The organism is Halorubrum sp. CBA1125 (assembly GCF_009742825.1).
Classification (GTDB): domain Archaea; phylum Halobacteriota; class Halobacteria; order Halobacteriales; family Haloferacaceae; genus Halorubrum.
Window position 1 is genome coordinate 1 of record NZ_WPCE01000080.1, and the last position, 12,422, is coordinate 12,422.

Annotated in this window: 12 protein-coding genes, 1 tRNA gene and 2 pseudogenes; 9 read left to right on the top strand and 6 right to left on the bottom strand. The window is 70.0% G+C overall.

What is annotated here, in order from left to right; translation table 11 throughout:
* A partial coding sequence (locus tag GJ633_RS08805) for a biotin--[acetyl-CoA-carboxylase] ligase (protein ID WP_156588524.1) occupies positions 1-677 on the top strand: 677 nt, incomplete at its 5' end.
* On the opposite strand, the gene GJ633_RS08810 is transcribed toward GJ633_RS08805, so the two are convergent.
* Positions 674-1,171, bottom strand: a complete 498-nt coding sequence (locus GJ633_RS08810; protein WP_156588525.1) for a universal stress protein — start codon at positions 1,169-1,171, stop codon at positions 674-676. The genes GJ633_RS08805 and GJ633_RS08810 overlap by 4 nt on opposite strands.
* A gap of 136 nt (positions 1,172-1,307) precedes the next feature.
* Here GJ633_RS08810 and GJ633_RS08815 point away from each other — a divergent pair, with 136 nt between their 5' ends.
* Positions 1,308-1,532 (top strand): hypothetical protein, encoded by a 225-nt coding sequence (locus GJ633_RS08815; protein WP_156588526.1) that lies wholly within the window; start codon positions 1,308-1,310, stop codon positions 1,530-1,532.
* A gap of 422 nt (positions 1,533-1,954) precedes the next feature.
* On the opposite strand, the gene nth is transcribed toward GJ633_RS08815, so the two are convergent.
* Positions 1,955-2,638 carry an endonuclease III gene (nth, locus tag GJ633_RS08820; protein WP_156588527.1) on the bottom strand — a complete coding sequence of 228 codons (684 nt, stop codon included), beginning with the start codon at positions 2,636-2,638 and terminating at the stop codon, positions 1,955-1,957.
* Positions 2,639-2,792: 154 nt separating this feature from the next.
* Between nth and GJ633_RS08825 the strand changes: the two genes are divergently transcribed.
* From GJ633_RS08825 to GJ633_RS08840, 4 genes and pseudogenes are all read left to right on the top strand, one after another.
* The gene (locus GJ633_RS08825; protein WP_156588528.1) at positions 2,793-3,722 is read left to right on the top strand and encodes a 1,4-dihydroxy-2-naphthoate polyprenyltransferase; all 930 of its coding nucleotides are present in this window, start codon (positions 2,793-2,795) and stop codon (positions 3,720-3,722) included.
* A 1-nt stretch (position 3,723) separates the two neighbouring features.
* Positions 3,724-4,817: pseudogene (locus tag GJ633_RS08830) on the top strand (mandelate racemase/muconate lactonizing enzyme family protein).
* A 120-nt stretch (positions 4,818-4,937) separates the two neighbouring features.
* On the top strand, positions 4,938-5,981 hold the full coding sequence (gene dph2, locus GJ633_RS08835) for a diphthamide biosynthesis enzyme Dph2 (RefSeq protein WP_156588529.1): 1,044 nt from the start codon (positions 4,938-4,940) through the stop codon (positions 5,979-5,981).
* 122 nt (positions 5,982-6,103) lie between these two features.
* Positions 6,104-6,949: a hypothetical protein gene (locus tag GJ633_RS08840; RefSeq protein WP_156588530.1), complete on the top strand. Its 846-nt coding sequence runs from the start codon at positions 6,104-6,106 to the stop codon at positions 6,947-6,949.
* A gap of 47 nt (positions 6,950-6,996) precedes the next feature.
* Here the strand turns inward: GJ633_RS08840 and GJ633_RS08845 are convergent, their stop codons facing one another.
* Positions 6,997-7,446 (bottom strand): TIGR00725 family protein, encoded by a 450-nt coding sequence (locus GJ633_RS08845; RefSeq protein WP_156588531.1) that lies wholly within the window; start codon positions 7,444-7,446, stop codon positions 6,997-6,999.
* A gap of 131 nt (positions 7,447-7,577) precedes the next feature.
* Here GJ633_RS08845 and GJ633_RS08850 point away from each other — a divergent pair, with 131 nt between their 5' ends.
* The 3 genes from GJ633_RS08850 (at position 7,578) to GJ633_RS17140 (ending at position 10,988) form a co-directional block, all read left to right on the top strand.
* On the top strand, positions 7,578-8,234 hold the full coding sequence (locus tag GJ633_RS08850; RefSeq protein WP_156588532.1) for an HAD family hydrolase: 657 nt from the start codon (positions 7,578-7,580) through the stop codon (positions 8,232-8,234).
* Positions 8,235-8,341: 107 nt separating this feature from the next.
* Complete coding sequence (locus GJ633_RS08855; protein WP_321168991.1) at positions 8,342-10,711, top strand: ATP-dependent DNA helicase; 2,370 nt, start codon at positions 8,342-8,344, stop codon at positions 10,709-10,711.
* A gap of 124 nt (positions 10,712-10,835) precedes the next feature.
* A complete protein-coding gene (locus GJ633_RS17140) occupies positions 10,836-10,988 on the top strand; it encodes a hypothetical protein (protein ID WP_197431300.1) in 153 nt (50 codons plus the stop codon).
* 18 nt (positions 10,989-11,006) lie between these two features.
* Here GJ633_RS17140 and GJ633_RS08860 read toward each other — a convergent pair whose 3' ends face one another.
* The 3 genes and pseudogenes from GJ633_RS08860 to GJ633_RS08870 all read right to left on the bottom strand — a co-directional run.
* Positions 11,007-11,618: a translation initiation factor IF-2 subunit beta gene (locus tag GJ633_RS08860; RefSeq protein ID WP_156588533.1), complete on the bottom strand. Its 612-nt coding sequence runs from the start codon at positions 11,616-11,618 to the stop codon at positions 11,007-11,009.
* 163 nt (positions 11,619-11,781) lie between these two features.
* Positions 11,782-11,856 (bottom strand) — tRNA-Met (locus GJ633_RS08865).
* A gap of 217 nt (positions 11,857-12,073) precedes the next feature.
* Positions 12,074-12,422: pseudogene (locus GJ633_RS08870) on the bottom strand (signal recognition particle-docking protein FtsY); the annotation flags it as partial.

Here is a 12,422-nt window from a genome sequence, read left to right on the forward strand (position 1 = left end):
CCGACGTCGCGGTCGTCGCCGACGAGCAGACCGGCGGTCGCGGGCGGCTCGACCGCGAGTGGATCGCCCCCAGCGGCGGCGTCTGGCTCTCGATCGTGACGCGTCCGAACCTCCCGCCAGCACGGGCGCCCCTCTGCACGCTCGCGGCCGCGGTCGCGACCGCCGACGCCTGCCGCGAGGCCGATGTCGACGCCCACATCAAGTGGCCGAACGACGTGCTCGTGGGCGGGACCGACGCCGCGGCCGACGCCGGACGGGGCGGCCGCAAGGTCGCCGGGGTCCTCACCGAGATGGAGGGCGAGGCCGATCGCATCTCCTGGCTCGTCGTCGGCGTCGGCGTCAACGCCAACGTCGACCCCGAGCTGCTGCCCGCGGACGCGGCCGCGCTGTGCGCCGAGCGCGGCGACGAGGTCGACCGGCGCCGGTTTGCCGCGACGGTGCTCGAACGGTTCTGGGAGCTCGTGGGGTCTCCCGACCGGATGGACGGGATCCTCCCGGCGTGGCGCGAGCGCGCGAGCACCCTCGGGCGGCGGGTCCGCGTGGACACCGCCGACGGACCGGTGGCGGGGACCGCGGTGGACGTGGAGCCGCCCGGCGCGCTGGTGATCGACACGGGCGACGCTGAGCGGCGGGTTCACGCGGGCGACTGCGAACACCTCCGCGACGCCGACGGTTAACCGTCGGCCGCGTCCTCGGAATCGGCGGCGGCACGTCCGGGACGGTTCGGAATCGTGCCGTCGAGTCGGACGGTCAACACGGGAACGGTGGAGCCGCGGACGACCTTCTCGGCCACGCTCCCGAGCAGGAGTCGGTCGATCCCGCCCCGACCGTGCGTCCCCATCACGACGAGGTCGCAGTCGTTGTCCTCGGCGTACCGGAGGATCTCCCGACTCGGCGTGCCCTCCACGACCGCGGTCTCGACGTCGACGCCGGTCCCCTCGGCGAGCGCCTCGACCTGTTTCACCGCTTCTTCGGCGTCGCCACGGAGGAGGTCGCCGACCCCCTCCCACGTGCTCTCCATCGGCATCCCGGCGTAGCTCGCCGTGTCGACCACGTACAACGCGTGGATCCCCGCCCCGTGAACCGCGGCGAGGTCGAGCGCGTGCGAGACCGCACGCTCCCCCTCTTCGGACCCGTCGGTCGGGACGAGGATCCGGTCGTAGAGAGACATGTGTTCACATGTATCGGGGTGGCGATTACCCATAACTCTTTGCGTGCCCCGGGAGGCCTCGTCGTGCCCGATCGTCGTTCCCACGGCGAGGGAATCCCGCTATGTCTCTTTTAACGACGAGCCCGTACCTCTGGGTATGAGTCACCAATCGACCTCACCGCGGTTCGACCTGGACGCGGCGTTCAAGGCGTTCGGCGCGATCGGGATCCTGCTTTCGGCGGTGCTCATCGTCGGCGTGTTCGCCATGACCGACCCGTTCGGCGCGTACGTCACGACCTCCCCGGCGGTGTTCGGGACGTTGTTCTCGGGGGCGCTCACCGTCGCCGTGGGCTACGCGGCCTACGCGCTGCGCCGCCGGTAACGCGACCCGAAGGTGTCATCGTTTCTCGCGGGATCGTTTACTCCGTGAGTTAGTGACTCAGTCGTTGGCGTCGGCGTGCTACTAGTGCGAGATCGTTGTGGTCGAGACTACTTCCAAAGCCCCAGCCGCGAGGCACGACGCGCCTCGCTGCCGCTCACTTCGTTCGCGGCGTCCCTCGCGCGCTGTCGCCGGCGCGACGCGCCGGCTGCCAGAGGGACCTTCGGTCCCTCCCTGCTCGCGTCCTTTCTGGACGCTCGCAGGCGCGCCACCGCACCGCGGATCGGTTTGCTTGGACTGTGTTGAGCGAATTAACGGAGCGAAGCACTGGTACGAGAGCTACTGTGTGATATCGTATTATAACCGGTCCGTCCGGACATCGAGCGTGTCCTCTACGAGCGTGACGACGCTCTCGAATGCCCCCGTCACCACGCCTCGCCGCTCGCGAGGTCGACGGCGGCGTCGCCCCGTTCCGAGGGACAGATGTCTGCGAGCACGCAATCCTCGCAGTCGGGGTTGATCGCGGTACACACCGCGCGCCCGTGGTCGATCATGAGATGTGTGAACTGCTGCCAGTCGTCTTCGGGGACGATCTCGAGTAAGTCCGCCTCGATCCGCTCCGGGCGCTCCTCCGCCGTGATCCCCAGCCGGCGGGTGAGCCGCTGGACGTGCGTGTCGACGACGATCCCCTCGACGACGTCGTGGCCGTGCTGGAGGACGACGTTGGCCGTCTTCCGGCCGACGCCGGCCAGGTCGGTGAGCGCCGACATCGTGTCGGGCACCTCGCCGCCGTGCTCCTCGACGATGTCGGTACAGGCCGACCGGATGTATTTCGCCTTGTTGTTGTAGTAGGTGATCGAGTTGATCGCCTCCGCGAGCTCCTCCTGGGGGGCGTCCGCGTAGTCTTCGGGCGTCCGGTACGTCTCGAAGAGGTCGGCACAGACCTCGTTCACGCGCTCGTCCGTACACTGCGCCGAGAGGATCACGGCGACGAGCAGCTCCAGCCGGTTCGAGTAGTTGAGCGAGATGGTCGAGTCCGGGTACTCCTCGTAGAGCCGGTCGAGGACCTCGGCGACCTGCTCTGCCCGCGAGTCGAGTGGCGTTCCCATGTCGGTCCCTCCGTCCGGGCGACATTGAACGATCCGGACGCGACATGGAGAACGATCCGGACGCGACACGGGAAGCGATCCGGAAGCGACACGGGGAGCGTCGCCGTCGTCGGCGATGGTAACCTTAAGGGACGCCACGTCCCTACCGCCGGTAATGAGTGTCGAGGTGTCGCGGCGTCGGGCGTGGGTGATGGCCGCCCGGCCGCAGACGCTCCCCGCGGCGGCCGCGCCGGTGATCGTGGGCGTCGGGCTCGCGGCGGGTGCCGGAGCGTTCGCCCCGCTGCCCGCGCTCGCGGCGTTCGTCGGCGCGGCGCTGATCCAGATCGGGACCAACTTCGCGAACGACTACTACGACGCGATACAGGGCGCCGACACCGCGGACCGCGAGGGGTTCACCCGGGTCGTCGCCAGCGGGCTCATCGCGCCCGCCGAAGTGAAACGCGCGATGTGGCTCACGTTCGCGGCCGCGATCCTCGTCGGCACCTACCTCGTGTCGGTGGGCGGTCTCCCCATCCTCGTGGTGGGGCTCGCGTCCGTGGCGTCGGGGATCGCGTACACCGGCGGGCCGTACCCGCTCGGCTACCACGGGCTCGGGGACGCGTTCGTCTTCCTCTTTTTCGGGGTGATCGCCGTCACGGGAACCTACTACGTCCAGGCCGCCGCGCTCGTCGCCGGCGGCGTCCCCCTGTGGATCCCCGAGGGAACGGTCACGCTCGCGGCCGTCGTGGCCAGCCTTCCGGTCGCCGCGCTCTCGACGAACATCCTCGTCGTCAACAACCTCCGCGACCTGGAGGAGGACGCCGCGACGGGCAAGCGCACCCTCGCGGTCCGGTTCGGGTACCGGTTCGCCCGGGCGGAGTTCCTCGCCATGCTCGCGGTCGCGTACCTGACCCCGTTCTGGTTCCTCGCCGCGGGGGACGGGATCGCGGTCCTCCTCCCGCTCGTCACCCTCCCGCTCGCGGTCGGCGTCGCGCGAACCGTGTTGACCGAGACGTCGGGCGACGCGCTTAACCCGGCGCTCGAATCGACCGGGAAGCTCCTCGCGGCGTACGCGGCGGCGTTCGCCGTCGGCCTCGCGCTCTGAAATGCGCGTTCGTCCCTTCGCGCTCGACCTGACGACGCCGCTCGGGACGGCTCACGGCGAGATCACTGAGCGGGAGGGCGCCCTCGTCGCGCTCGATCCGGCCGTCGACGACGTCCCCGAGGCGGGACTCGGCGAGGCCGCGCCGTTACCCGGCTGGACCGAATCGGTGGCGGACTGCGAGTCGGCGCTGCGAGCGGTCGGAACGGACGCGGGAACGGCGACGCGGTCGGTCGGGGCAGACGCGCTCGCCGAGATCGACCCGTCGTCGACGCCGGCCGCCAGACACGGCCTCTCGCTCGCGCTCGCGGACGCGACGGCCCGGAACGAGGACGCGTCGCTCGCGGCCCACCTGGCTCGGCGCGAGGGAACTTCCGGGCCGGCGGAGTCGGTGCCGGTCAACGCGACGGTCGGCGACGCGACGTGAACGCGACCGTCGCCGCGGCCGAGCGCGCGGTCGACTCGGGGTTCGACTGTCTGAAAGTGAAGGTCGGCGTCCGCGGGATCGACGCCGACGCCGAGCGCCTCCGCGCGGTCCGTGACGCGGTCGAGTCGGGGGTCTCCCTCCGGGCCGACGCGAACGGCGCGTGGGACCGGGAGACGGCCCGCGAGGCGCTCGCGCGACTCGCGCCCGTCGATCTGGCGTACGTCGAACAGCCCCTCCCGGCAGGCGACCTCGACGGGGCGGCCGCGCTGCGCCGCGCGGACGAGACGCCGGACGTGCCGATCGCACTCGACGAGTCGGTGGCGGCTCACGGGGTCGACGCGGTCCTCGAGGCTCGCGCCGCCGACGCGGTCGTGTTGAAGCCGATGGCGCTCGGCGGTCCCGACCGCGCCCTCGCGGCCGCGCTCCGCGCGCTCGCGGCCGGCGTCGAGCCGATCGTCACCACCACGGTCGACGCGGTCGTCGCGCGGACCGCCGCCGTCCACGTCGCGGCCGCGATCCCGGACGTCGCCCCGTGCGGCCTGGCGACCGGCTCGCTGCTGCGGGAGGACCTCGCCGCCGACCCCTGTCCGGTCGACGCGGGGCGCGTCGCGGTCCCGACGGCCCCCGGACTCGCCGGCGGCGCGTTCGACGACCTCCGAACCGACGGCTGACGGGGTCGACCGACGCGGGACGGCGGTCCCGCTCCCCGCCGGTTCGGAGGGCGGGATGTCTGCGAGGTCCTCGTGCGTCGAACGCGCCGTTTAACCGTCCTGCCCCACAATTCCTCCGACATGAGCGGCTCCACGGAGGGCGACCTCACGAAGACGGGGATGGCCCTGAAACACGACCGCGAGTGGGACTACGAGCTCGACCGGATCGTCGAGGCCATCGAGGAGCGGAACGCGTCGAAGGTCGGCCTCCAGTTCCCCGAGGGGCTCAAGCGTCGGGGGCCGCAGGTCGCGGACGACCTCCGCGAGGTCGCGCCCGACGACGTCACGTTCATGCTGTCGGGCCAGCCGTGCTACGGCGCCTGCGACCTCGACACGTACCTGATGCGTCGGACCGACGTGTTCGTCCACTTCGGCCACACGCCGATGAAGGAGTCCGACAGCATCGTCTACGTCCCGCTGTTCTCGAACGTCGACCCCTTCCCGATCATGGAAGACGCCGCGGAAGCGGAGCTGGCGCCCCCCGAGGAGGACCCCGACGTCGGGCTCGTCACGACGGCCCAGCACATGAACCGCTTCGAGGAGATGACCGACTGGCTCGAAGAGCGCGGCTACGAGGTCCACACCCGCCGCGGCGACGACCGCCTCACGAAGGAGGGACAGGTCCTGGGGTGTAACTACGCCTCCGCGGACATCCCCGCCGACCAGGTGCTGTACGTCGGCGGCGGGAAGTTCCACCCGGTGGGGCTCGCGATGGAACACCCCGACAAGCGCGTCGTCATCGCCGACCCCGTCAACAACGCCGTCTCGATCGCCGAGCACGACCAGTTCCTCAAACAGCGCTACGCCTCGGTCCACAAGGCGATGGACGCCGAGAAGTGGGGCGTGATCTTCTGTACGAAGATCGGGCAGGGACGCTGGGAGACGGCCCAGGAGATCGTCGACAACAACGACGACGCCTACCTGATCACGATGGACGAGGTGACGCCCGACCGCCTGCGCAACTTCGACATGGACGCGTTCGTCAACACCGGCTGTCCCCGGATCACGACCGACGACGGCCCGCAGTTCCACAAGCCGATGTTGACCCCCGGCGAGTACGAGGCCGCGATCGGCGAGAAGCCCCTCGACGCGATCGAGTTCGACACGTTCCACGACACCTGGTAATTCCGTCTGCGGCCGGCCCCGACACGTCTGATCCCGGGTCTCTCCGGCGGTCTGATCCCGAATTTCTCCCGGTGACACGAGAGTAACAAGATTCATCAGCCGCGTCACTCTCGGTTTGCGTGATGCCCTCCACACTTCCTCCCGTCCCGATCGACGGGTTCGACCGGATGCCGACGTACCCGACAAATCCGGCCGCGTTCGCCGTGTCCGTCGTGTTCTCGTTTCTGATCGAACTCGCGGTGGTCGGGATCCTCGGCGCGATCGTGATCGCCGTCGCCCCCACGTTCACCGACGAGGGGACGCGGTACGTGCGGTCAGATCCGGTCACGGCGTTCGTCTACGGGTTCGGCGCGTACCTCGCGATCGTCGCCGCGACGGTCCTCCTCGCCATTACGCTGATCGGGCTCGTCGTCGTCGTCCCCGGGCTGATCGCGCTGGCGATCGTCAGCGTCGCGACGACCACGGTCGGCGTCGTCGCGCTCGGCAGGTGGGTCGGAGACGCGCTCGACGTCGACGTCGGCGGCGGGCTGGGCGCGGCGCTCCTCGTCGGCGCGCTCGCGTGGTCGCTTTTGGGGCTCGTCCCGATCCTCGGCGGGCTCGTCACGTTCGCGCTCAACGCGATGGGGCTCGGTTACCTCGCCGCCCGTCTCCTCGACGACCACTACGACGACGGCGATCGCGTCACGACGGGGAGCACCGGGTCCCCGGGAACCGGACGGCAGGATCGACGCGGGAACGACGGGTTGTCTGTCCACGACGGGTGGACCGAAGGCGACGACCGCGACGCCGACCGAGACGACGCCGACCGTTTCCGGAACCTCGCCGCGCTCGATCAGGAGCGAGAGGAACGCGAGGAACGGGAGCAACAGGAGAGGCGCGAGCGTCGTGAGCGCCCGGACGACGCTCCGGACTCGAAGGGTTCGGAATCGGACGGTGACGACGATGTCGACCGTCGCGACGGCTCCTGAGCGACCGGTTCCTCACTTCGGCGCCTTCTCGGGTCCTCTCCGCGCGTTCACTCGTCCGCGACCGTCCGCTCCACGTACGCGACCGCCGCCGCGGGCGAGGCGACCGCCTCGACGCCGTCGACGTCGTGGGTGTCGAGCCCGGCCACGGGCCGGCCGTGTGCGAGCGCGAGCCCGATCTCCGAGAGCGTCCCCGGCCCGCCGTTCACCGCGATCGCGGCGTCGCCGTTCATCACGACCAGCGCGTTTCTCGCGTGACCCATCCCCGTCGCGATCGGCACGGAGACGTGCGGGTTGGCGTCGGCGCGGCGGTCGGTGGGGAGGATCCCGATCGTCTCGCCGCCGGCGTCGCGGGCGCCCCGACAGACCGCCTCCATGACGCCGCCGAGCCCCCCGCAGACGACGGCGTGTCCGCGGTCCGCGAGCCGTTCGCCGAGCGCTTCCGCGACCGCGGCCGTCTCCGGATCGACCGAACTCCCGCCGATGACGCTGACGCGCATGACCGAGAGACGGCACCGGGGAGACAAAAGCCGACCGCCGGCGCGGGACGGGTCGCCGCGCGGTCCGGTATCGTTCTCGCCGGCGAGAACGCCACTGAAACGCTTATCCCTGTTCGCCGTGAACGGGAGCTATGACGTACGATACCGTCGTGTTCGACAACGACGGTGTCCTCGTGGGCCGCACGCGGTTCGACGTGCTCCGGGAAGCGACCCGGGACGCGTTCGAGGAGTGCGGCGTCGAGGAGCCCGATCCGGACGACGTAGAGCAGATGACCATCGGCGCGACCCCCGGCAGCGTCGGCACCGTCTGTCAGACGTACGACCTCGATCCGGGGTCGTTCTGGCGCACGCGCGACGACGTGGTCTCGAAGGCCCAACAGCACGAGGCGCGCGCGGGACGCAAGACCCCGTACGACGACCTCGACGAGCTGTCCGACCTCGACGTGGAGATGGGGATCGTCTCCTCGAACCAGCAGGCGACCGTCGACTTCCTGGTCGATCACTTCGAGGGCTTCGAGCGGTTCGGCGCCGCCTACGGCCGCGAGCCGACGATCCACTCGCTCCAGCTCCGGAAGCCGAACCCCCACTACATCGAGCAGGCGCTCGGCGACCTTGACGCCGACACCGCGCTGTTCGTCGGCGACAACGAGTCCGACGTTCGCGCGGCCGAGAACGCCGGGATCGACTCCGCGTTCATCCGTCGGCCACACCGGCGCGACTGGGACCTGAACGTCTGGCCGACGTGGGAGATCGAGGAACTCGCCGACCTCCACGACATCGTCGGGTGAGACGGAATCGAGGACCGCGCCTCGCGTCCCCGATCCCTCGGCGGCGCCGGCGAGCGCCGGCAAGGGCCGATGAAGCGTTTAAATCGGATGCCGCGTAACCCCTCTCCGTGACCGACTCGCCGCCGTGGGCCGACATCTTCGGCCACCCCGAGCCCTATCCCGAGCAGGCCGACGGCATCGACGCCGCGATCGAGGCCGCCGAGGACGACGGCTTCCTCGCGCTGGAGGGCGCCTGCGGGACCGGCAAGACGATGCTCGCGCTCACCGCCGGACTCGACCGCGTCCGCGACCCCGACTCCGACTTCGAGCGCGTCTTCGTGCTCACCAGCGTCAAACAACAGCTCCGCCAGTTCGAGACGGACCTGACGGCCATAAACGAAGACCTCCCCGACGACCACGCGCCGGTCTCCGGACTCACCCTCGTCGGCAAGGCGGACGTCTGCCCGTACGCCCGCGAGGAACGCGCCGGGATCGACCGCGAGACCGTCTACGAGCGCTGCGAGGGGCTCCGCGAGCGCACCCGCAACCTCGTCGGCGACGGCGGCGTCACCACGACCTCGAACCTCGTCAGCGAGGCCCGGAGCCAGCAGGTCGGCCTGCTGGACTCGGGGAGCGCCGGCGGTCGTGCCGCCGGCTCGGAGTCGGGGTCCGGCGCGGCCGACTACCTCAGCGTCGACGGCGAGCCCACGCCGTACCGTCCGGACACCGAGGAGTTCGAGGGCACCGAGTTCTGTCCCTTCTACGCCGGGTTCCTCGACGACCTCCCCGAGGACGGCGACCCGGTCGAGGCCGTCCCGTTCGACCTCACGGACCGTGGGCACGTCGACGCCGACGAGCTCGTCCGGCTCGCCGCGGGTCACGGTACCTGTCCGCACTCGATCATGGGCGCGCTCGTCCCCGCGGTCGAAGTCGTCATCGGGAACTACTACCACGCGTTCGACCCCGTGACGACGAGCACGTTCACCGGCGCGCTCCTCGACGACGCGACGTTCGTCGTCTGCGACGAGGCCCACATGCTCGAACCCCGGGTCCGCGACCTCGTGAGCGACGCCGTCGCCGACGCCAGCCTCCGCGACGCCGAGAACGAACTCACCCGCGTCGTCCAGCCGCTCGAGTTCGAGACCGCGGGCGCCGAGTCCGCGGACGCGGAGCTGGTCCGCGGCGAGATCGAAGAGTCCGACGTGACGGTCGAGGAGATCGAGGGTGTGAGGGAGTTCCTCGCCGACCTCCGCGGCGAGCTCGACCGCCGCGTGACCGCACACCTCGACCGCGAACACCCCGACTGGCGGGCGTCGATGCGCGATCTCGACGACGACGAGATCCCGCTCCGCGACCCCGAGGAGCCGAGCGAAGACGAGATCACGGCGTGGGCGACCCGCGAGGGGCACGGCGATCGCGTCTGGGCGCGGGCCGAGCAGGTCGGCGCGGTCGTCGGACGCGTCCTCGACTCGCTGGAAGACGAGGACAAACAGCGGGCCGCGCCCGGGGTCGGTCGAACCCTGAACGCCTGGTACCGCGAGGGCCACGCGGACTTCTTCCGCGCGATCGACCTCGCTCGCACGTTCGACGAGAGCGAGCCGCCGGACTCGTGGCGGCGCGCGTACAACGCCGGCCTCGCGCTGTACAACTGTCTCCCGAGCGAACCGATCGGCGACCGGCTCGCCGAGTTCGGCGGCGGGGTGCTGATGAGCGCGACCCTGGAGCCGATGGACGTGTTCCGCCAGGTGACCGGCCTCGACCACCTCGAACGGCGCGGACGGCCCGTGGTCGAACGGACCTACGGGCTCACCTTCCCAGCGGAGAACCGGGCGAGCTTCGCAGTCGACGCGCCGAAGTTCACACACGAGAACCGCGGACCACCGGGCGAGACGAACGAGACGCGGCTCTCGCACCTCGACGCGACAGCGACGGTCGCGAGCCGCGAGGGCAACGTGCTGGTCGGGACGCCGAGCTACGCGGAGGCGTCGTGGATGGCCGAGGAGCTCTCGGCGCGTCTCGACAAGCCGGTGCTGTTAGACGAGTCCTCTGGCGACCGCGCAACGGAGTCGCTGAAAGCCGAGTTCTTCTCGGGCGGCGGGAAGGTCCTCGTCACGAGCCTCCGCGGCACGCTCACGGAGGGCGTCGACTACCGCGGCGATCGCCTGTCGGCGGCGGTGGTCTGTGGCGTGCCGATCGTCAACACGGCGCGCCCCCGGACGCGGGCGGTGATCACCGCGTACGACAGGCAGTTCGACTCGGGGTTCGAGACGGCGCTCACCGTTCCGGCGGTCCGGAAGGCCAGACAGGCCGTCGGCCGGGTGATCCGCGGTCCCGACGAGCGGGGCGTCCGCGTCCTCCTCGACGCCCGCTACGCCCGCGAGTCGTGGAACAGCGTCAGGGCGTACCTCCCCGACCACGAGCGAGAGGAGTTCCAGCCGGTCAGCCCGGACATGCTCGGGTTCGCACTCGATCGGTTCGATCGGAACGCCGGGGACTGATCGATCATCGCCGACGTACACGCCGCGGTCCGGAGGTCTCGGCTCCCCCTGCGGTCCGTTAATCTGCGGTTACACTCCCGGTAGGTCGCTCGTAACTACGAGTCCCGAGGGTCACGTAGCTCGCATGAAATCGTCCACCTCCCGTAAACGGTACCACGTCGTCTGTCGCGAGTGTCGAGTCGAGGGGCTGTTCGACGTCGCCGACGACGCGGCCGATCTCGAACGCGACCACGCCGCCGAGACGGGCCACCGCGTCGCGGTCGGTCGGGTCGACTAGACCGACAGTTCGACGAGATCAGCTCTCGCGACGAGCGAACGCGAGGTTGCCGGAGACGTTCTTGATGTAGGCGGTGACGGTCTCGCCCTCCTGCGCGCCGGGGACGAAGATCGTGTACTCGCCCCGCTCGGCGACGCCGTCGCCCTTGCGGCCGGTGCCGACTATCTCGAGCTCGTAGGTCTTGCCCGACTCGACGGCCTCCTCTTGGCGCTGGGTGTTCTGGGTGTTCTGTTTCGCGACCGGCCGGAACGCCCCGCAGGCCTCACACCGCAGCATCGGGGTGCGGTCTTCGGTCTCTAAGCGCGTGTCCGGCAGCCCGCACTCCGAGCAGGTGACGAACGACTCGATGTACGAGTCGATCGCGGCCTGGAAGTCCCGCTCGCGGAAGTTCCCGCTGTATCGCGCGCGGCCGTCATCGTACTGGCCGGCGGTGCCGAGTTCCTGTTGGATCTTCGAGTGGACGTGCTCGGGGTCGCGGCTCAGGGCGTCGGCGATCTCCGAGAGGTTCGTCAGTCGGGTGAACGCACCGTCCTTCTGTGTCTCGGGGTCGGGCACGGAGAGCCGCTCGTCGGAGCCGCCGAGATCCGGCACTTCGTCCATCGCGCGGTCGAGACTCGATTCGTAGTCCATACGCGAGTGGACGACCGGACGACGGAAATCGCTTCCGGGTTCGAAAGCGACGCCGGCAGGGAGACGACGGTGGAGACGTGGTGACGGTGGGCGGCAACGAAACGACGGGAACCCAGGAAACGAGAGGACACTCCAGACTCGGCGTGTAGCAGTCGGCCAGAAGTAGCGGGAGGTAGATTTGAACTACCGGTCTCCGGGTTATGAGCCCGGCGGAATCTCCTGGCTATCCCATCCCGCTACCGTATCACAATCCCGTGCGACTGTTAAGGGTTCTGATCCCGTCGCCAGTGTGCGATTCCTCCCCGTATCGGTTTATAAGTCGTCGCCGGTCGGGGCCGCCGTTTTCGTCGCCGCTCGCGGCCGCGACGAGGGACCGACCGGCTAACACCTCTCGGCTTCGGGATCACTCCTAGAGGGCTCGATCCGAGCTCACCCGCTCGGTGAAGCTGACCGGGTCAGCCCTCGTCGAGCAGGCTCTCGACGAGTTCCTCCGGGTCGAACCGGGTGAGGTCGTCGTACCCCTGTCCGGTCCCGAGAAAGAGGATCGGCTTGCCGGTGACGTACGCGACGGAGATCGCGGCCCCGCCGGAGGAGTCGGCGTCGGCCTTCGTCAGGATCGCGCCGTCGATCGCCGCGGCCTCGTCGAACTCCTTCGCGCGGTTGACCGCGTCCTGGCCCGCGACCGCCTCGTCGACGAAGAGCGTCATGTCGGGGTCGACGACGCGGTCGATCTTCTCGAGTTGCGCCATCAGGTCGTCGCTCGTGTGGAGGCGGCCGGCGGTGTCGCCGAGGACGACGTCGACG